General features: G+C 54.2%; 16 protein-coding genes. 5 read left to right on the top strand and 11 right to left on the bottom strand.

Features of this window, described 5'->3' with window-relative positions; translation table 11 throughout:
* A partial coding sequence (locus tag VKV29_RS08065) for a hypothetical protein (RefSeq protein WP_324200795.1) occupies positions 1 to 1,150 on the top strand: 1,150 nt, incomplete at its 5' end.
* Here the strand turns inward: VKV29_RS08065 and VKV29_RS08070 are convergent.
* From VKV29_RS08070 to motA, 4 genes are all read right to left on the bottom strand, one after another.
* Positions 1,038 to 3,020, bottom strand: coding sequence for a hypothetical protein (locus tag VKV29_RS08070; RefSeq protein ID WP_324200796.1), 1,983 nt, complete (start codon positions 3,018 to 3,020; stop codon positions 1,038 to 1,040). The genes VKV29_RS08065 and VKV29_RS08070 overlap by 113 nt on opposite strands.
* 97 nt (positions 3,021 to 3,117) lie before the next feature.
* Complete coding sequence (locus tag VKV29_RS08075; protein WP_324200797.1) at positions 3,118 to 4,479, bottom strand: NAD(P)/FAD-dependent oxidoreductase; 1,362 nt, start codon at positions 4,477 to 4,479, stop codon at positions 3,118 to 3,120.
* Positions 4,480 to 4,557: 78 nt separating this feature from the next.
* Positions 4,558 to 5,361, bottom strand: coding sequence for a flagellar motor protein MotB (locus VKV29_RS08080; RefSeq protein ID WP_324200798.1), 804 nt, complete (start codon positions 5,359 to 5,361; stop codon positions 4,558 to 4,560).
* 21 nt (positions 5,362 to 5,382) lie between these two features.
* Positions 5,383 to 6,261, bottom strand: a complete 879-nt coding sequence (motA, locus tag VKV29_RS08085) for a flagellar motor stator protein MotA (RefSeq protein WP_324200799.1) — start codon at positions 6,259 to 6,261, stop codon at positions 5,383 to 5,385.
* Between the two features lie 392 nt (positions 6,262 to 6,653).
* On the opposite strand from motA, the gene VKV29_RS08090 reads away from it, so the two are divergent.
* Both VKV29_RS08090 and VKV29_RS08095 read left to right on the top strand, forming a co-directional pair.
* On the top strand, positions 6,654 to 7,976 hold the full coding sequence (locus VKV29_RS08090; protein ID WP_324200800.1) for a UDP-glucose/GDP-mannose dehydrogenase family protein: 1,323 nt from the start codon (positions 6,654 to 6,656) through the stop codon (positions 7,974 to 7,976).
* A gap of 22 nt (positions 7,977 to 7,998) precedes the next feature.
* Positions 7,999 to 8,940, top strand: a complete 942-nt coding sequence (locus VKV29_RS08095; RefSeq protein ID WP_324200801.1) for a tetratricopeptide repeat protein — start codon at positions 7,999 to 8,001, stop codon at positions 8,938 to 8,940.
* Between the two features lie 1,167 nt (positions 8,941 to 10,107).
* On the opposite strand, the gene VKV29_RS15290 is transcribed toward VKV29_RS08095, so the two are convergent.
* Both VKV29_RS15290 and VKV29_RS08100 read right to left on the bottom strand, forming a co-directional pair.
* Positions 10,108 to 10,590, bottom strand: a complete 483-nt coding sequence (locus VKV29_RS15290; protein WP_343217351.1) for an MFS transporter — start codon at positions 10,588 to 10,590, stop codon at positions 10,108 to 10,110.
* A 264-nt stretch (positions 10,591 to 10,854) separates the two neighbouring features.
* On the bottom strand, positions 10,855 to 11,517 hold the full coding sequence (locus VKV29_RS08100) for a MerR family transcriptional regulator (RefSeq protein ID WP_324200802.1): 663 nt from the start codon (positions 11,515 to 11,517) through the stop codon (positions 10,855 to 10,857).
* A 265-nt stretch (positions 11,518 to 11,782) separates the two neighbouring features.
* Here VKV29_RS08100 and VKV29_RS08105 point away from each other — a divergent pair, with 265 nt between their 5' ends.
* On the top strand, positions 11,783 to 12,505 hold the full coding sequence (locus VKV29_RS08105; RefSeq protein ID WP_324200803.1) for a cysteine hydrolase family protein: 723 nt from the start codon (positions 11,783 to 11,785) through the stop codon (positions 12,503 to 12,505).
* Positions 12,506 to 12,541: 36 nt separating this feature from the next.
* Here the strand turns inward: VKV29_RS08105 and VKV29_RS08110 are convergent, their stop codons facing one another.
* Positions 12,542 to 13,606, bottom strand: a complete 1,065-nt coding sequence (locus VKV29_RS08110) for a DUF3187 family protein (RefSeq protein ID WP_324200804.1) — start codon at positions 13,604 to 13,606, stop codon at positions 12,542 to 12,544.
* Positions 13,607 to 13,618: 12 nt separating this feature from the next.
* Positions 13,619 to 15,154, bottom strand: coding sequence for a galactokinase (locus VKV29_RS08115; RefSeq protein ID WP_324200805.1), 1,536 nt, complete (start codon positions 15,152 to 15,154; stop codon positions 13,619 to 13,621).
* A 157-nt stretch (positions 15,155 to 15,311) separates the two neighbouring features.
* Between VKV29_RS08115 and hflX the strand changes: the two genes are divergently transcribed.
* Positions 15,312 to 16,592 (top strand): GTPase HflX, encoded by a 1,281-nt coding sequence (gene hflX / locus VKV29_RS08120; RefSeq protein ID WP_324200806.1) that lies wholly within the window; start codon positions 15,312 to 15,314, stop codon positions 16,590 to 16,592.
* 3 nt (positions 16,593 to 16,595) lie between these two features.
* Here hflX and VKV29_RS08125 read toward each other — a convergent pair whose 3' ends face one another.
* The 3 genes from VKV29_RS08125 to VKV29_RS08135 all read right to left on the bottom strand — a co-directional run.
* Positions 16,596 to 18,599 carry a hypothetical protein gene (locus tag VKV29_RS08125; RefSeq protein ID WP_324200807.1) on the bottom strand — a complete coding sequence of 668 codons (2,004 nt, stop codon included), beginning with the start codon at positions 18,597 to 18,599 and terminating at the stop codon, positions 16,596 to 16,598.
* Positions 18,600 to 18,694: 95 nt separating this feature from the next.
* The gene (locus tag VKV29_RS08130) at positions 18,695 to 19,333 is read right to left on the bottom strand and encodes a hypothetical protein (RefSeq protein WP_324200808.1); all 639 of its coding nucleotides are present in this window, start codon (positions 19,331 to 19,333) and stop codon (positions 18,695 to 18,697) included.
* Between the two features lie 54 nt (positions 19,334 to 19,387).
* A partial coding sequence (locus VKV29_RS08135; RefSeq protein WP_414647346.1) for a homing endonuclease associated repeat-containing protein occupies positions 19,388 to 19,718 on the bottom strand: 331 nt, incomplete at its 5' end.

A 19,718-nucleotide genomic window follows, 5' to 3' on the forward strand; every position in this document is an offset into this window, starting at 1 on the left:
GCCATGGCACTACCTCATCTGGAAAGCCGGAGGCCGAGATGAGCTTGGGCACACATGGTTTCAAGAGTACATTTTGCGTCAACACCTAGGGCGCTTCCGTGGCCTCGACAAAGTGCATGATATGCCGTTGCCTACCTACATTGTCTTTTTCCTCATTGGGTTCTTCCCATGGGCCTGTTTTGCTCCTGCAGTCCTCTCTATTCAAGATTTATGGGCTTCCCACCGACGCCACGAGCGCTTCTTGGTTGTCTGGTTCTGGGCGGTGTTCGTCCTCTTTTCTCTCGCTTCCGCCAAACTCCCATCCTACATCGCCCCACTCTACCCGGCTGCAGCCATTCTCACCGGCAGGTGGCTCGATATCGGCTTCGCGCACCCAAATGCATCCTTTGCTAAAACCCTCCGGCGCGGCGCTTTGGCCGCTTTCATCACCGCCCTCCTTCTCTTACTAGCCGCCCTCCTAGGCCCCCATTTTGTCCCTCGCAACGCCCCCATTGCGCCTCCTATTGCAACGCTTGCTCGGCAACTAACGACCCTATTAGCACTAGGAACGCTGCTCGCGCTGTTGTGCTTTCGTAAGCGGGCGTTTCGCCTAGGTGTCACCGTTCTTGCGCTTACCATGACGCTCATCATGCTTCTGGGATATACCGTGGGCTATCACGATGCCGCACGTTACGTTCAAGACCCCTACCAGCAGCTCGCCAAAGACGCCAATAACGATGCGACCCGCGGCATTCCCATCGTCTACTATCACATTATCCCCAGGCGCCCCTCCATGCTTTTCTATGCCAACTACTCGCCCTATGAGCATAAGGAGTTACCCCTCCTGCCATGGCTTACCAAAACGGTTCCGTTAAGCATGGGTAGAGTAGACGTGATCACCTCCGCCGATACGTGGCAACATCATCTACAAACCGAATTACAGCAACATAAAATTCCCGTAAATGTTTTGAAGTGGCTCGGCGGCCCACCAGGGGGGTGGGTGCTGCTGCAACTGCAGGTCGAAGAGAGAAAGGATCGGCAGGCTAATCGCCCAGAGTTTAGAAATGAATACCGAGCTGCGCCTGGGCCGCATATTGTGGCTGTGCTTGCGCCCCTAAGGCGCCGTTATAAGAGATGGAGCCGGAAAGGGAGAAATCGAAGACCGAGTTGAAGTGATGCGTGAAACTTAACAGGTAGGTACGCGCCCAGTTCGGCCCCCCGAAGAGGTTCTGGGCTTGCAACCCCGTCGTCAGGCTATCCCAGGGGGTGAGGTTGAAACCTAAACTGAAGTTGGCCGTATCGGAACGGCTTGGGTTCAGCAGATTGTGCAATAGCCCCAACCGCGCCTGTAACATTAAGAGACCGACCCGCGTTTGCAGCCCAAAATCCTCTCGTTGAACCTGTTGTAATTGGCCATTCTGCTCCGGATTGTAGTAGAGAGCGCCGGTAAGCTGTAGCTGAGCGAGGGGTGCATAGCTCAACTGAACCCCATAGGTATTTACGTTGTCGGGTGCCGGAGCGCCCGTGTGGAGACGCATATCCCTCAGACGCACCGTTCCGATTAACTGCAATCCCTTCGTAGGTTGTGCGGACAGATCAAACAGTCCAACCAACGCCCTGTTTGTGGGTGTTCCCGTATACTCCACGCCGCTAGAAAGTTGCGCGCGCAACCCCTGCAATGGGGCCTGAAGCAAGAGGGAACGATTGCGTTGTGCCCCCGTGTTTCCTAGAACATCTTCATAAAGCGTGTCTACTTTGAGCGCCTGGTTCTTATCAATCGGTATGCCGGCGCTCAAACTCACCTTCTGATCATTTGCAAAGCCGGCAGGGGTTAACCGATTGATAAAAGCGGTATCGAAATGGATACCAGAATTCAGGCTTCCCGCAACATCTATCCCGGCGCTCTGCGTATAGGTTGCGCCGCTCGACGCCTTTAACGGAGCCGTAGAAAGGGCATCAAAACGAAGCGTTGCATTGGTGGTCGGTGCGAGCGGATGAGATAGCGACACCATGTTATGAAGTGTTGAGGTCCCCCCATGCGCGTTCGCCACGGTCTCTAAAGCGCTACCTGCAGCCAGTTGGCCGTTTTGCGGCAGCTTGGCACTGATGGCAGCGGAGAGCAATCGGTCTGACGTGTTCACGTTATCCGTTAGGCTGTTTGCACTCTCAGCAGCTAGCTGATCGGTTTGACGGGCTGTAAGTTGAATGGCAAGTGACTGTAGGGGCGTGAGCGTGCCCGTCAACCCCATTATCTCTTGACCGGGGTTTAGCCCGGTAATCCCTTGTTGCGCAAAGAGAGTTCCTGCACGATGATACGAAAGCCCAAAACTGGCACCGCGCATCGTAGCCGTGCTATCGAGCAGAAAACCGCTGCGCCGAAGCCAGTCTTGCCCGTGCATATCTAAAAAGAGGCCTGTTGTGAGATCGGAGGTGGGCAGAAGATGAAAACGATCCTGAAACTGCAGGGCGCTGTAAGTCCGTGGGTCAGATGCACTCGGTGATGCAGGACTATCGCCGGCACGTAGCAATGAAGAGATTCTAAGAAACCCGTTATCGTTTTGCCAGAAGTTCCATTGTAGCGGCACGTAGCTCGCCGAGAGCACACGTACCGCTGTCGGCGTGTTCACACTATACGTCACTCGGGCAAGCTCCCCACTCGGCAACGGCACGCTAAAGCGGATAACCCCTGAAGACCAGTCTATCGTATAGTCTCGGCCTGCCTGTAACAGACGGCCATCTACAACCACCATTTCGGAGCCTTGTACCGCATTTCGCCAGGATAGCCGGTACGGCCCCACGGTATTCTGCCCAAGAATAAGGTCGGTTTGGAGGTCGTTTTTCGCATCGAACCGAGAGCCTGCAGGAAGAATGGCTCCCGATGCATCCATAATGCGTACCGAGAGGGGACTTGTAGACGTGCCGGTCGTTTGGGCAAATGCCTTCTGCCCCACTATCGCCAAACAAGCCGCAACAATCAAGGCGATGGCGACGGTTCGCCTCAAGCTCTGCACGACAGGCGATATGTATGGTTGTGGAAACATTCGGCGCATGGCTCTAGACGGCGGTAACGGGGTTTTCTATATTTAAATACGCTTTTTTGAGACGCTCTGTGACCCCGAAAGTTACACTACCCGCACTCTAGAACTGCGAGGCTGCTGCCTCAACGGCCTCTGGGAAGCTGGGATAGGCGTGCATGGTTTGGGTGATGGCCTGAATAGGCAGACCATTACGCATACAGACGGCGATCTCGGCGATGGTGCTGGAGGCGTGCTCCCCGAAGATATGACCTCCTAAAATACGCCCACTCGTCTCTTCGACAACAAGTTTCACCAAACCCTCTGGTGTATTGCTCAGAACAGCTCGATCGAGATCGGCATAGTCAAAGCGGGCCACTTTAATCTTCAAACCGGCAGAAAGGGCCTCCTGCTCGGTTAGTCCCACACTCGCCACCTCAGGGTCAATGTAGGTACACCGCGGAGTTACCGAATAGTCTACAGGTTCGTTCGCATTGGCAAATGCGTTACGCACCATCACGCCCCCCGCATAGCTTGCCACGTGGGTAAACAGAGGGCTTCCGGTGACATCGCCTGCAGCCCAAATGGAAGGCACGCGGGTTCGCAGATAGGCATCTACCGGCAGAGCGTTTTGCTCAATCGCAAGTCCGGCGGCCTCCAAGTTCAGCTCTTCAACGGCCGGCCATCGTCCGGCGGCCACGAGAATCTCGTCGCAGTATATCTCTTCCGCACCGTTTGGGGAGGAGAGATGAAGGCATTTAGACCCGTTACATCGTTCAACGCACTCCACATGGGCCGATAGAATCAGGCGTATCCCCTCCTGCTGCAACGAGACCGCCACTCGCTCTGCAATCTCTACATCCTCTCGGGGCAGCACCTGAGGCAGACGCTCCAGCACGGTGACCTCGGCACCGAAGCGCCTGAAGAGAAGAGCAAACTCCAGACCGATCGGCCCTGCCCCTATGACGGCCAGTCGCTTGGGAAGGCTTGTCAAGCCCACAGCCTCTCTATTGGTTATAAAACCGGTCTCTTGTAAGCCCGATATCGGCGGAATGGCAGGAACCGTTCCGGTCGCGATGAGCACCTGTTCCGCATGAACCACCTTTTTCCCTACACGAATTTTGTGAGGCTCCTCAAAAGAGGCATATTCCGGGAAAAAGGCCGCACCCCACTTAGAAAGCCCGGCGTCCGGCGGCCCGTCACCGCCAACCTCGCGCATCTTGCGGGCTTTATAGGCCATCGCTTCCGCAAAGTCGGCTCGATCCACCCTTACATGGATGCCATAGGGTGCCGTTTGGGTAACCTGCTTCCAGACCTGTGCGGCCCGCAGCAGCGCCTTTGTGGGCACACATCCGGCCCAAAAACACTCGCCTCCGGTCTCTCGCGCCTCCGCAACCGCAACGTGCTTACCCATTCGTGCGGCAAGGCGCGCCGCTTTTAGCCCTGCCGAACCGCCCCCAATAACCACCAGATCGTACGATTCCAAGTTCTTTCCTTTCCATCCCAAAATCGGCTTTCGTTTATTTTATACGTACAAGGCGGAACGAATGGCCAACAAGCCGTCCTACACGCCCTTAGCCGTATAGGCAACGAGAATAGAAACCCGTCGATTCACATAACTATAGGGGTGAGCCGGGTCTAGCAATTTGCGGTCGGCATAGCCTCGAACGGCCAACACCTGTCGTGGCCGCAACCCGTTCTCCTCCATCGCGCGGCGGGCTGCATTGGCCCTATCGGTGGAAAGCTCCCAGTTCGAATAGCCATAGAGCGTGCCATAGGGGCGTGCGTCGGTATGCCCTTCTACGATTATCGGGTTGCTGAGCTTCCTCAACTGATGGGCGATAATTCGCAACAGCTCTATCGTTCGGGGCTTCAAGCGAGCGCTGCCGGTATCGAAGAAGAGTGCAGGGGTCTTCTCCATTAGCTCAATGCGCAGGCCTTCCGGCGTGAGGTGAATTTCAATGCTATCGCGCAGGCCTTTTAGTTCGGGTGTGCGCATGATCTGACTTAGAATGGCCTGCTTTACTTTTTGAAAATCCACATTAACCGTTGCATTTGCCGCAAAACCTCCATCCTGTGGGATGAGCGGTGCGGGCTTGCCCTGTTTTATTTGAGGCTGATCGGCCAAAGGGCTTTTTCCGCCGTGCGCCGTTTTCATAAAGCCGGTGGGGTCACGAAAATAGGCGGCGATGGCCTCCCGAATCGGCTTACTAAGTCCCACAATCCACATCACAAGGAAGAAAGCCATCATGGCGGTTACAAAGTCGGCGTAGGCCACCTTCCACGCTCCGCCGTGATGGCCTCCACCCCGCTTTTTCTTCACAATGCGAATGACAATGGGGTTTGCATCGTTCTCATTCAAGGCCATGTTCCGTCTCCATTTCCAGCTTTAGGCTGCCAAGCGCTGCTCTTCGCCGCCTAAATTCTTCACGTACTGCTCCATTTCGGTGAAGGAGGGGCGTAGAGACGGCTCGATATTACGTCGCGCAAACTCCACCGCCGTTAGAGGTGCATCGCCACGCGCAAACGACAGCAGGGCGCATTTAATGCAGGCCATGTAGGCGCTCTCACCCCGCACCCGCGCTTCTAAGGCCGAAGAGAGAGGGGCGAAGATGCCGTAGGCCAAAAGGATTCCCATGAACGTACCTACCAGAGCCGCCGCCACTTTATGCCCTATCTCTTCCGGCGGCCCTCCTATCGCCGCCATCGTTACAACAACTCCAAGCACCGCCGCCACAATTCCAAATCCGGGCATAGCATCGCCTAGTTTGGCCAAAATATGCGCTGGCTGAACCAGCTCCTCATGGGCGGTCTCCAGATCGATATCCATCATTTCGGCCAAATCATGACTGGCCACCGTTCCCGTAACGATCACCTTCATTGTGTCGGCCAAAAACAGAAGCGCATGGTGATTGGCCATAAAATTGGGGTACTGAGCGAAGAACTCGCTCTCCTCCGGATGCTCCACGTGTTTATCCAACGCTACCAACCCCTCCTTGCGGGCCATCATAAAGAGGTCGTAGAGCATCTTGAGTAGCTCCATATAGCGCTCTCGCGTGAAAGGGCTGGGCTTGAGCAAGGAGAGCACGCTTCGTAAAATGGTCATCACCATGGAAAAAGGGTTAGCGATGAGTAGACTGCTTAAGGCGGCTCCCCCAATGATCACCAGCTCGTTCGGCTGGATCAAAGCCCCTATCTTTCCCCCATCCATGAGAAACCCAACAAGAATGCTTGCAAAAAGCAAGCCGATCCCCACTAGAACGAACATCGCATCTCCTTCGTCAAAAAGGTAGTCTCCGTGCCGGTTACCCCTGTGCAACCTACAGAGCACAAGCGCTCTGATTTTTGGACGAAGAGCGGCCTTTCATAAGAACGGAGCCTAGCGAGTCGCAGAAAACAGGTATTTTTACAGAGGTCGCACCTTCGCCATGCCCAAAAACCGTCCTTACGGAGGGCACCGGCAAGCCTCGGCGCCTAAACATTACGAAATGCCGTACTTGCTATGCCAACAGGTAAAATGTAAACGAGGAGCGGTTCTGCGTATCTAAGCTTTTGCGGAAACCTATCCGATAATGCAGAAGAAACGGGCGCCCTCCTCTGAATGCTCTCGCCACCGCTAGGAGAAACGAACCTAATCATCAGGGAGGAAAGGAACCTTTTATGAACATCTGCGTTGTAGGCACCGGCTATGTGGGGCTGGTAACCGGCTCCGTTTTCAGCGACCTCGGCAACGAGGTGATCTGCGTAGATAACAATGCGGAAAAGATCGCCATGCTCGAGCGCGGCGAGATGCCCATCTATGAGCCTGGCCTTGAAGAGATGGTGAAACGTAACCGCGAAGACAACCGGCTTTTCTTCACCACCGATCTCACCTACGCCGTTGAGCGATCGGACGTCGTTTTCATCTGCGTGGGAACGCCTCCAACAGAAACCGGTGACCCCGACATGCGCGCCATTCAGGAAGTGGCCCGTGGCATCGCCCGTGCTCTTAACCGCTACAAAGTCATCGTGAACAAATCCACGGTGCCCGTAGGAACCGGCGATATGGTGCGTGAAATCATTGAAACTAATCGAGTGCGAAACGTGGATTTCGATGTGGTGTCCAATCCTGAGTTCCTGCGAGAAGGCAGCGCCATAAAAGATACTCTGGAACCCGACCGCATCGTCATCGGCGCTCCAAACCATGTGGTCGCCATGAAGATATTGGAACTCTATGCGCCGCTCGAACGCCCCATGATCATCACCGATGTGGCCAGTGCCGAGATGATCAAATACGCCTCCAATGCTTTCCTCGCCACCAAGATCAGTTTCGCCAACACCATCGCCAATATCTGCGACGAAGTGGGTGCCGATGTAGCCCAGGTGGTTAAAGGCATGGGTCTCGACAGCCGCATCGGGCCGGCCTTCCTGAATCCAGGGCTTGGCTATGGTGGCTCCTGCTTTCCCAAAGACACCGCAGCTCTCGTACGTACCGCCGAAAAGGTGGGCGTTGACTTTAAAATTCTTCGCGCGGTCATGGATGTTAACGCCGAGCAACCCATTCGCTTTCTAGATAGGCTGCGGGTCGCCCTCGATGGAAGCTTCGATGGCAAAATCGTCGGAATATTAGGACTGGCTTTTAAGCCCAATACCGACGATATGCGCGATGCGAAAAGCGTGGAGATCATCGCCCGCCTGCTCGCCGAAAACGCCGAGGTGAAAGCCTACGATCCTATCGCGATGGATAACGCAAAGCGCATCTTCCCGCAGATATGCTATGGAAAGAACCCCTACGATGTGGCACAAGAGGCCGATGCGCTTATGATCGTCACCGAATGGAACGAGTTTAAGCTGCTTGATATGGAGCGAATCAAAAACTCTATGCGACGCCCCATTCTCTTCGACGGACGTAACATCTACGACCCCATTCGCATGAGGCGTCTCGGTTTTGAGTATCATTGCGTTGGACGTACCCGCGCCGCCATCCCCAACCACCGCCATTAAGTTCTGCAAGGAGTGAAAAGTTATGTCGCTGCTACGAAAAGTGCTCGGCCTTGGCCGCAACGAATACTACGATGAGGGCCTTCGCCTCTTCGACGAGGCGCGTTATGAAAAAGCGCTCGAAGCGTTTGAGAGAGCACGAGACGATCTTCGCAAACGCCCTTCTGCGCTCTTAAGTCGCCTTACCAACTTTTACATCGCGGAGACCCACACCCATTTAGGTCAAGAGCGAATGCGACAAGGCCAGTGGGCGACCGCTGCCCACCACTTTTCCCAGGCGCTTGCCATTCACCCCAACTACGCCGACCTTCATTTTCAACTGGCCCAAGCGCACCGCGCCATGGGCAACAAACAGGAGGCGCTTGAGGCGCTTCAAAAAGCCCTCGCCATCAACCCCCGCTATGCCCGCGCCCATCTGCTCGTAGGGCTTATTCGCTATGAGCAGGGCTTTCACCAAGAGGGCCTAGAGGCCATTCGCCAGGCAACCCTGCTAGAACCGGCTTTTCATTCCGAGGCCTATCGCAACGGGATCGCCTGCCACGAACAGGGGGATACGCTCTCAGCCCTCCAATGGTTTGAACAGGTTCATCATACCCAAGTTGATGACATCCTCTTTCACTTTCGTCTTGGGGACGACCTCTACCGCAAGGCGCTCTACCAAGAGGCCATTGCAGAATACCAAAAGGCCCTCACCCTCAACCCCGACTATGCCGATATTCGTCATCACCTTGGCATGGCCTACAAGGCCTCGGGCCTCTATCAAGAGGCAATGGCCGAGTTTCGTTATGCCCTTCGTCTCAACCCTCGCTTCGTAGATGCACACATCAATCTCGCTCTCACCCTCCGCGAGGTGGGCCAAAACCAGGAGGCGTTTACGCATTTCCGCCATGCACTCGATCTAGAGCCGGACAATCCCATCGCTGCCGAGAATCTGGCGGAACTAGAAATTGCTCGGAAAGCGGCTTAATGGCTTTAGGATGGATCTTCTGTAAATCGTCTTAACCTACGAGAAGAAAAACATGAGTGATTTTTGGTAACCACGAGAGTAGGTTACATTGCCAACTAACTGCAGCGGAGAATGAGGGAGAGAATGGCTTGGCCTATTCTCTCCCCGCATTGTTTGCTTAGCCCTGCTAGAAGAGCTTATCTTGAGCGCTTTGCAGTTGGTGTGCAACACGGACATGGCTGGACACAAGGCGATGGGCACAAGGGACAGTCTTCCTTGCGTTGCGCCGTCACAGCCGCCTTTTTAACAGCCGGCTTAGCCGTCCGTGAGTGCGTTGGCGGCTCTGCCAAGGCTGCTACTGGTAGCAGGACTGCCAGGAGAACAAACGCTCTTCGTGGTGCCACTTTTCCTCACCTCCTTTCCTCATAGCAGAAGAATCATGGAGGAGAACAGCTTGGAAGCATCCCTCATATTCGCCCCCCTCCAACTCTAGTATACAACCTGAAGTCGGCTTTAGGGTCAACATAGAAACTACGCAACAAAGTCTTCTATTGGTATACTTAAACTGGCTTTCTGAACTGCTATCGTAAAATTTCCTAGCCATTAGCTTTCCCGTTCTAGAGTATCTAAATTAGGAATTAGGAGGTACTGTCTGAATGCATTTCATTGTGGAAAAGAGCAATTCCGCCCCCCTGCAGCTGCAAGTTCTATACCACTGAAGATGAGTAAAGCTGAATTGAAGCTAGCGATGAGGATCTTGCAAAAAATAACGGCCAACTCCGAAGCCGACAAACAGTGTAAACACATTGAGGCCCATCGCTTGCCCTCCGCGATTTGGTTTGAGACTAGTAACGATTCCGGCTAGTAGTGGCTGTGTCATATCATAACCAAGTGACAACACTGTCACCACTATAGCAGCAAGTCAGAGTGGCAGCTTTGGGATTAGAGATGCTGCGCTGAGAGCAGATATAGTTAGCCTAGCAGGTATTAACCACCTACGTCCCCACCGATTGGCAGCACGACCAATCGCTGGGCCAAGGATCATACCTAGTATGCCGTATCCCAAAAGTGCGATCCCAATACCTACTTCGCTTAAGTCGTAGCGGTGTATGAAGTAAAGCCCGAGCCACGTATATATACCAGAATGAAAGACCGCATTTAGGAAGACATAGACATACATATAGGGGCTCAAACCACGCCCCTACTGAGCAGATCGCGATAACTCGCAAACACCCGACACAGAGATTCAGTTGAATGTTCTGTATTGCTTTCAGGAATTCGATAAAAAAATAAAAGTATCATTGCTGTTTTAGTAACAATTGTAATGCTTACGAACAGCATGCGCCAACCGATGAACGTCTCAAAGATTATCCCGAATGTTGATCCGAACGCCATTCCACCAACCACTGCACTAAACAAATAGCCAAGCGGTCGGCCACGTCGTTCATAAGGGAATAGATCGCCGACGAGTGCAAGACCAAGAGGGATCACTCCACTCGCACCCAAGCCTGTTAGCAAGCGAGAAATAATGAACGCGTTAGCAGACCATGATGCGGCTGTAGACGCAGTTAGCAGTATGAATGTGCCAGACGATATAAGCATTATACGCTGTCGACCTAGCTTGTCCAACAGTAAGCCGTAAAACAAGGTAGCGAGGCCATAGGGAATCATATAAGCAGGTAATGCCAGCCCAATGGTTTGGTTAGTAACTTTGAAGACATTTGAAAACCTATTGAATCAATAGGGCAATCATATAGGCTTGGAAAAATATCAGGAAAGTGGCTGCCGTAAGCACCCACAATATGCACTCCCGTGGATCAGGTCGCCCAGCGGCCGTTGATGCCATAGTCGCCCTTTTTATCATCTTGTTGCTTTCGCCACATGTACCGTTTCTAAGACTGGCTTCGTATAATCTAACTCAAACGTTGTGTTACTCTAATGACGCAAGAGTGTAGTTGCCTCTGCCTCTGTAAGTGTACCAGCGTAGATTACCTGGCCATCGATCGCGATAGCCGGCACGCTAGAGATATGATACTGCTGTGCCTCGACGCTCTCAGGAGAGCAGATGACAACCTTACAGCCACATGGAGTAACTGCTTTCTTTATATGCTCTATCGTCTCTTTGCAAAGTAGACATCCAGCAGCAAAAACCTCAATTGTTCTAGCCTTTGGGGCTTCACCGCTGTTGCTTTCTGGCGTCTGTGCCATGGTGTTACCTGAGATAATAGAACAGAAGGGAGCGTCAGTAAGCTTATGGTTCTGCCATAAGAGCAGGATTTTCTGCAAAGAAATACGACGTGCCTGTAGTTGAGTAATTCGATTATCTAGGCGCTCAATCTTTTTCTGGATCATCTTACTAACTCTGTCACAAGGGGAAAAACCCTTGTCATGAAGCGCTAATACAACACGGATCTCCTTGAGAGAGAAACTCAGCTCCTTAGCTCGAACAATAAATTGGATACGTTCTATCGCATCCGTATCAAAATCACGATACCCTGATCCCGTTCTCCTTGGTTCGGCTAGCAAACCTATCTTCTCGTAGTAGCGTATGGTTGCAACGCTTTTGCCAGTTCGCTCGGCTAACTCACCAATTCTCATATCTGTCCCTCCTCTGACCTTCAGTTTATAGTCTAAAGTCGACTCTAGAGTCAACATCGAAATTACGCAACAAGATTGTTACATTTAAGCTGTTCACATGTATTAAAAATAGGTTATATTACCGATGCAAATACGTCCAGAGAACGATGATTGTTGCAGACCGTATGTGCACACCCGCTACACAGCTGCTTGCCATGTCAACTTACCCAATGTCAAAAGAGGGTACAATAGTTGACAAGATAATGCGAAGAAGGAGGTACGCAAGATGGACCTGGATGTCCGCTTGGCAGAGACCGTGCGGGAGTATGCCGACTATCTCGAAACGTGGCGCACCCAATTGGCCATCGTTCCCCTCGAACAGATCGTACAAGAGGCCAAAGGCCCCGAACATATCGGCATTTTCTGTGTGGATGTAATTAACGGCTTTTGCTATGAAGGCCCCCTTCATAGCGACCGCATCGCCTCCATCGTACCCCCCATCGTCGCCCTCTTTCAAAAGGCCTATGCGATGGGCGTGCGCAACTATGTGCTCACCCACGATGCCCACGATCCAGCCGCCGTGGAGTTCAACGACTACCCCCCACATTGCATTCGCGGCACAAGCGAATCGGACATCGTGCCGGAACTTATGAAGCTACCCTGCGCCCCCCACTACCTTCTCCTTCCCAAAAACTCTATCAGCTCCTCCATCGGTACCGGCCTAGATAACTGGCTCGATACCCATCCCCAAGTAACCCATCGTATTGTTGTGGGCGACTGCACCGACCTTTGCACCTATCAGCTCGCCATGCACCTAAAACTTCGCGCCAATGCGGCCAATCGCCTCGACCCCGTTATTCTTCCGGCCAACTGCGTCCAAACCTACGATATTCCGGTGGAGGTAGCCAAAAAAGAGAAGATACCCGCTCACCCCGGCGACCTTCTCCATCTCGTCTTTCTCTACAACATGGCCTCTAATGGCATTCAGGTCGTCTCCGAAATCGCTTAGAAGACGCCTGTAACCGGTCTCACCTCGAAGCCCCCTTCACGGCACCCAACACACCCCAAACGAAAAGGAGATGTCGGGGCCTATGTTGCTCAACCAAGGCAGCGTGTAGTTATGGATGTCGCCGTTTTCGGAATAGGATGCGTAGAACTCCGTGTGCCGATCCATAATGCGCCGGTAACCAAACGTAGCCGTGACGTTGGCCTGATCCACGAAGGTGTTGCCGGTTCGCATAACAGGGCCTGCCGCATCTATCTGTAAGATGTAGCTATCCCTGTTGTTTGCACGATACTCAACGGCAATTGCCCCCTGGCCCACTCCACCAAGCGGATGGGGGAGATGCCGAGGATGCCCCAGACACACCCCACCTATGTTGATATAGACAATGGTGTTCCGCCCTAAAATATAGCGAGCGTCCAAAGAGAGACCCACATCCACGTTGCCACTCCCTAAAAGCAAGGCCGTGTTGCCTGTAGGTAACTTAAGCCCGAAACGCAAAGCGAGCGTGCCGCGCGATGTTGTGGGTAAAAGACTTCTTTTGACAATGAAGGTGGTCTCTCCTAAACCAAAGGCATTTCCTTGATTTAACAGCACATGGCCTTGAGCATCTATGATCTGCCAAATGCTACGGTACATCGGCCAGTGGTCGCGGCCCAACGGGTCATCTTCAGCGTTGGCCGGCAACCCAAAGAGACGATGATAGGCGCGGATGATCCCGTCCAAAATGCCCCCGTTGCGCCATTCAACAGGCACATACACGGATAGTTCGGTGTTATGCAAATAGCCTTTATGCCATGAGAAGGTGAGCCGCTGATACTCGTTGTCCTCCACCACGGTGGCACCCAAGCTTGGGCCAGGGATCAGCAGGTTGTTGATGAGATCGAGTTGAACCCCAAGCCTAACCGCCCCATCAGGCAACGGTACGGCGTTGTCGGGCAAAAACTGCAGGAATAGCAGGTTCGCAGGGCGCGGGTCGCGTAAAGGGATCGGCCCCTGGGGCAAACCGTAGTCTGGATTCAGGGGTGCCGTTTGTGCAAAACCTCGGTGCCCAAGAACGGCCAGCAAAAGCAGGAGGCCGGCAGAGAGAAAGCCCGTTTTTCGCAAATGCCTTCCCTTCTACCCGCGCATGATCTGCCGTGCCCCAAACATCACAGCCCCATGAGAGCTTCCCACAATAGGCCGAGGCACGATCCCCGTCCTGCGCTCATATTCCGCACAGACCTCTTGAAGCGCTTTGTCGGCCTCTGGACTTTCCCTACAGAGCACTACCACGACTCCGCCCGATCCCCCTCCGCTCACCCTTGCGCCGTAAAGCCCGCGTTCTGGCCCTCTCTCACGCACCAACTCCACCAACAAGTCTGTCTCCGGCGAACCTAGGTCAAGCCGCGTGCTGTAGGACTCGTGTGTGGCATACATCAGTTTCCCTGCCTCCTCCATGAGATAAGTATCCACCTGCGGAGAAGGCGCCTCTTCCAGTTTCCCTTTCCTCTTCTCCCATTCTCTGCGCTCCTCATACCGCAGCGAGGCAAGGTGCATAATCGCAATGAAAGCGTGAACCCGCTCATTATCCAAAATTGGATGCTCTGCACAGGCTCGCGGATGATAGGTCTGCTCGGGGTCTACCCGCGTCACGCGATCGGGCAACATGCCGTAAAGCCTTTGGAACTCCGCCCCCGTCAGCGTCTCAGGGATCATCTCCCGATACTGAGCAAATTCCGCCGAAGACATTCGCGTCAGGTAGTTCTCCAAAAGCTTGCCCCCGCTCTCCAATTGGATGATCTTCAGTCCCATGAAGGCCCCCACACGGGCCTTCACATAGTGATCGCCACCAACCGAGTGCTTAACCCGCGAATCGATCCCCACAAACCGCCACCCCGGAGGTATGCGCTGATTGCCCAGCAGATCGTGCGGCTGGCAGCGCAGCACAAGCAGGGCGTTCTCCCGCCCAAGCGCCGCCGTCACCTGGTCCATAATGCCACAAGGCGCGCCCACAATAAGGTTCTCAACCCGCTGACACCAAGCCGCCAGCGTGAGATCGCTCGGTTGGATACCGGTCGCCTCACTGAGGGCATGCATGGTAGCCACCTCGATGGCTGCCGAGGAGGAGACTCCGGCCCCAGGGGGCACATCGCTGCGAAGGAGAATGTTGGCACCCTGTAGCCCAAGACGCTCATCCACCACGCCCTCGGTAAACTTACTGTAAGCAGCCAGCATAATGTAGAAACAGCCTGCTATGTAGGCTGCCCACTTTGTCTCCGGATCGGAGGTGAGAGCCGCATGAACCTCCTCCACCGGCCGTGGTCGCCCCTGTGCATCTACCAAGAGGTCTAAGGAGAGCGTTACTTCGGGCTTTAAACCCTCCTGCTCTATTCCCAGGCTGCGAATGCGTAAAAACCTATCCGATCGCCATTGCCAAGCTGCATAGGCGGCATGGGCTATGGGCATCTCCAACACGGTGCCGCCAGAGTAATCGCCCACCCCACCCATAACATCGAGCCGACCGGGTGCACGTGCACCGGCAATCGGGCCTACACCGTCAAAAAAATCGGCCTCTTCCTCACGAACAAGCCGCTCGAACTCCGTCCACTTCGTCTCCGCATCGGCAGGCGGGGTAAAAGAGTAAGGTGATATGTCCATTCTATCGGTTCCCATCTGTTCGCCTCATTATCTATAGTTTAATCTCTTTGGTGCATCCACGTCAAACGAACCCAGAAATCTACCCCCATTTTTAAGTTTTGCCCTCATTCAACCGATATAGCAACGAATCGCTTGACTCAAAGCACAGGGTTATAGGACAATAATACAGCATATGCCCACAAGAACACTAATCGCCTCTAATGAACTGGAGCGCGCGGTGCTCGTCTCCGTTGAACCGGACGAAGCTTTGCGCCCCTATGCCCTGGCAGAACTGGCAGCACTCGCGCGTACCGCCGGCGCTGAAGTCGTTGGTGAGTTCTATCAACGGCGCCTCCGCCCCGACGCGGCCTTCTTCATCGGCCCCGGCAAGGTGGAGGAACTGCTCGCCGGCATTCATGCCAGCCAAGCCAACCTTGTGATCGTAGATAGCGAGCTTTCTCCTGTGCAGGCTCGCAACCTGGAGGAGGCCCTGCACTGCCGCGTTATTGACCGCACCCAGCTCATCCTCGACATCTTTGCCCAACGAGCGCGCAGCCGAGAGGGAAAACTGCAGGTGGAGCTGGCACAACTTACCTACCTACTACCGCGCCTGTCAGACCTCTATACGCGTTTCGAGCGTCAGCAGGGAGGCATTGGGGTACGCGGAGGCCCTGGAGAGACGAAGCTTGAAACCGATAGGCGCCGCGTGCGTGACACCATCCGTGATCTGCAAGCGCGCCTCGCCGAGATTCGCAAAAACCGCCAGAACCAGCGCGCCCATCGCCGCCGCCTGCCTTTTCCCACCGCGGCCCTGGTGGGCTACACCAGTGCCGGCAAATCTACGTTGCTGAATGTGCTCTGCGGCAGCGATGTCTATGCCGACCCCATGCTGTTTGCCACACTTGACCCCACCACCCGACGCATGGAGCTGCCGGACGGCTGGGGTGTCCTGCTTACCGACACCGTGGGCTTTATTCGCAACTTGCCAGCACACCTCATTGCTGCCTTCCGAGCAACACTCGAAGAGGTGGCAGAGGCCGATTTTCTTATCCATGTTGTAGATGCAAGCCATCCGCATCGGGACATACAGATACAGGCTGTGCTTCAGACGCTCGAAGAGCTTGGGTTGAATGAAAAGCCCCTCCTCACAGTCTTTAATAAGGCCGACTTGGTGGGCGATCAGTTCGCTCTGCGCGAGCTGGTGTCTCGTATCCCCAACGCGGTGTATATCTCCGCCCAGAAACGAGAGGGCTTGGAGCATCTGGTTGCCCACATAGCCCAAACCATCGAAAGCCTTCTTGTGCCGGTACATGCCAAACTGCCTTTTGAAAAAGGCGAGCTCCTCTCCGAATGCTATTCTTTTGGCCGTGTCACCTCGGTAGAGTATGGTACCGATGGCATCTACCTTAACGCCTGCGTCACCAAGGAGATGCAGGGGCGACTACAGCCCTACATCCTCCCTAACTCGGCTTGAGCTTCAACGTTCCTGCAGAATCAGCAGGCGCGGATAGTCCTCCGTGGGCATGGACACCGTGATGCTGCTCGCGTTACGCTCTAACACATGCACGGGAACGTCGTGTTCGGTAAAGGGATCGTAGATGGAAACAACCGTCTGCTTTCCTTTCACTCCCCCAATCTTTACGACAAATGTCTCCTGTTTGAAAGGGGCAAGAACATCATAAGTCATGACAACATCATAAGTCATGACATAGTAGGGGATTACGAAACGATGCCGATTTACCTGATAGGGCAAGAAGGCAAACAGATCGTGATAGGTTAGATCTGGATGTGCCGGACTGCCATCTCCGGAAAACACCTTCTGCCCCTCCCCGCCCTTCCATGAGAGCACCGCCAGGGAACGGGTTTTCGTAAGCGAAGGGTCTAAACCTTCCTGCATTTTCATGACGATGCGATGAACCACCTCTAAAGCAGGCGACACGTAGGCGCTGTCATCTGCAGGATAGGTTTCATGGGCATTGGCATAGGAAAGAAAATTGTCTTGCAGAATACCTAACCCCAAATCGCCCCCTAGCGCAGCGAAAAAATAGATTCTCTGTATGCCCTTATTCAGGAGGAAACAGAGGTATCTCGCCGTCGTTTTCGCCTTCAGCATCAACGCCTGACGACGGTCTGTTATTCCTTGCTCATTCGGCGCTATATTGACCTCGGTGATCCAAGTATAGCAGGGCATGACGTGGCCGTTTATCACGCGAGCGTAGCGTCCGTGAGCTGTTTTGCCGATATAGTTCGTTATAGGCCCCATATCGCGTTCGAGGCATTCGGTCTGTAGCGCCGTGGCATAGTATTCCGGGAACAGTTCGGAAAAGTGAGGTTTAAAAGCGCCGGCAGGCTCTTGTTGGCCTAACGCATTAACAAGCACACCGTGCTGCTCATCTTGAGGATAGGTCGTTCGCCCATGATAGGGGTGTTTGGAAAGCGCTATCACGCGAGCCGGCTCCTCTGAAGAGGCTGGCCAGGGGATGGTGTTGGAAAATCCATCGCATAAGGCAACGCCCTGAAACTCGTCCGGATGCTGCTCGGCGTAGTCCGCCGTTGCTCTTACCACATCTCCCCAAACAGCATCTTCGTTATAATGGTACAGGGGTGGATTGTAATACTGATTAATGTAAAGAAAGTTCGAGCCAAAGCTCAACTCGTTCCATATCTCTATATCGAAGCCGAGGTCTTTGGAGCCGACTGTGCCGAGTGTCTGGGCTACAAAGCGCGCCACCGTTCCCACATAGTGCTGCCATCCCTCCAACGTCCTTTTATCATCGTCACTGCCAGGAGCCGAAAACGGCCGGTATTTCAGCGTCGCCATATGGATGACAGTTCCCGCTATACCGAGGTCTTTTGGCAGCGGTTTGGAGAGCACAAGCGTCTGGCCATGGATATCTGTCACTAAGGCCTCCGCCGCCCAATAACCGGTCAGATTGCTAACGCCGCTATAGCCCGGTTTTATCCCGTCCACATCGGTCACTTGGATCTCTCGGTCGCCCTTATGGACCGGGGCTGCAAGCACCTTGTCGAAGAAACGTACCGGGCAAGGGGCCCCGCTGTTGCCGTTGAGTAGTATAAGGGGACGAATGCCGTACTTCTTGCATGCGAGCAGAATTTTACGATAGCCGTCGGCAACTGCTGGAGGTATCTGCTCGGAGTCGTAGTCGAGGCTTGACCAGCCGATCTCGATTCGCATATGGCGAAAGCCATACTTGGCCAACATCTTCGCGACCAGATCGGGGTTTTTCACCGATCCACCGAGATTGATACCAATCCCTTTCACGAAATCCGCTGCCGGCACCGTTTCTAGGTAGGCGCGCCAGGGCTGTAACCAGTAAGAGTGAGCGCCAAAAGGGAGATCGGTAAAGTAGGCTTGGGAGATGTAGGGGTCGCCCTTCGGAGGGTCTGCTTTCAGGCTTATGGGAAAACAGCAGATTGCGATAAACAGCATCAGTCGCCGGCTCAAAACATGGAACGGCATGGATCGTCACCCCTCTGCTGGAAATGAAATAAAAAAACGCACCCTAGCACCTTCTAGGATGCGCCTAAGATTATACCAAAAGTTTCCTCGATGGGTTAGGCCTCTCCTGCCGACTTGAGGTAGGTTCGAAGCCTTTCCAACTCAAATGCCACCATGGCAGCGGGGACATCTGCAGCGCTCGCAATGCGATCGATGATGCGGGCTAGGCTACGCTCGGTCACCTCATCCGGCTCTTCGGGGTAGAGCTTATCCATCGCCTCGGCGAGCACATAGAGCGCATCGCTCAAATAGCGTGCTTTTCCTTGAGGAAGCGCACGTAACGGAGTCTGCACATAGAGACGGGCGATATACTCGTACACACCATCCCATCCCTCGCTCACAGCCGCCTGTGCGATCTGCCGTTGCGTGGTGGCATGTTGCATAGCGGCGATACGGGCATCGCGCTCCTTCGTGGCCTCCCAATCCGCCAAGGTAGTCCCCTCGATAATTCGGATGTTCAGCGGCTGATTGAAGAGAGCGCGTATCACTTCCAGCGTCGGCTGCAGGTGACCGGGTTGCTGAATATGGTTTGCAAGGTTGTATTTCGTCTCCTCCATACCGAGAACCAGCGTGCCGTTCTCGATGGTGATGGGACGTGCGTTCTCCAGGGCTTCCCAGTACGAGCGGTTGTTGATGCGATCTTTCAGCCGCTCCACACAGTTCGCCCACAGGGTTGTAAGGGCTGCAGATGTCATTCCGATATCCGTCGTCGTACCTCCTCCAAGAGAATGGTTGCCTCGCTCAGCAGTTTAATTGTGCTTAGTAGGCGGGTTCTCGTCGGAGTCGGTCTCTGTTGCTCTTCGGCGCTTAAAGGGCGCGCGCAGCACGATCTGCTTGTAGTCGAGCCCGGCAGCGGTGAGCGCTCTATCCCAACTCTCGAAGCGTCGGCGAGCGGCGGTGATGAGCGTGATGTCGTGCGCCTCAACGCTTTTTGCATTAAGAGGCACCCCTTTGGCGTGCAGTTCGCGAAGGCGCCGCAGAATCCGCTCCTCATCCCACTCCTGATAGCGTCGGATCATGCTGTAGTCAAGCCCCGCGGCCTCGATGGCGCTGCGCCAAGAGCCGAAATGCTTTGGCTTG

The sequence above is a fragment of the Chthonomonas sp. genome, from assembly GCF_035294165.1.
In the GTDB taxonomy this organism is placed as follows: Bacteria; Armatimonadota; Chthonomonadetes; order Chthonomonadales; family Chthonomonadaceae; genus Chthonomonas.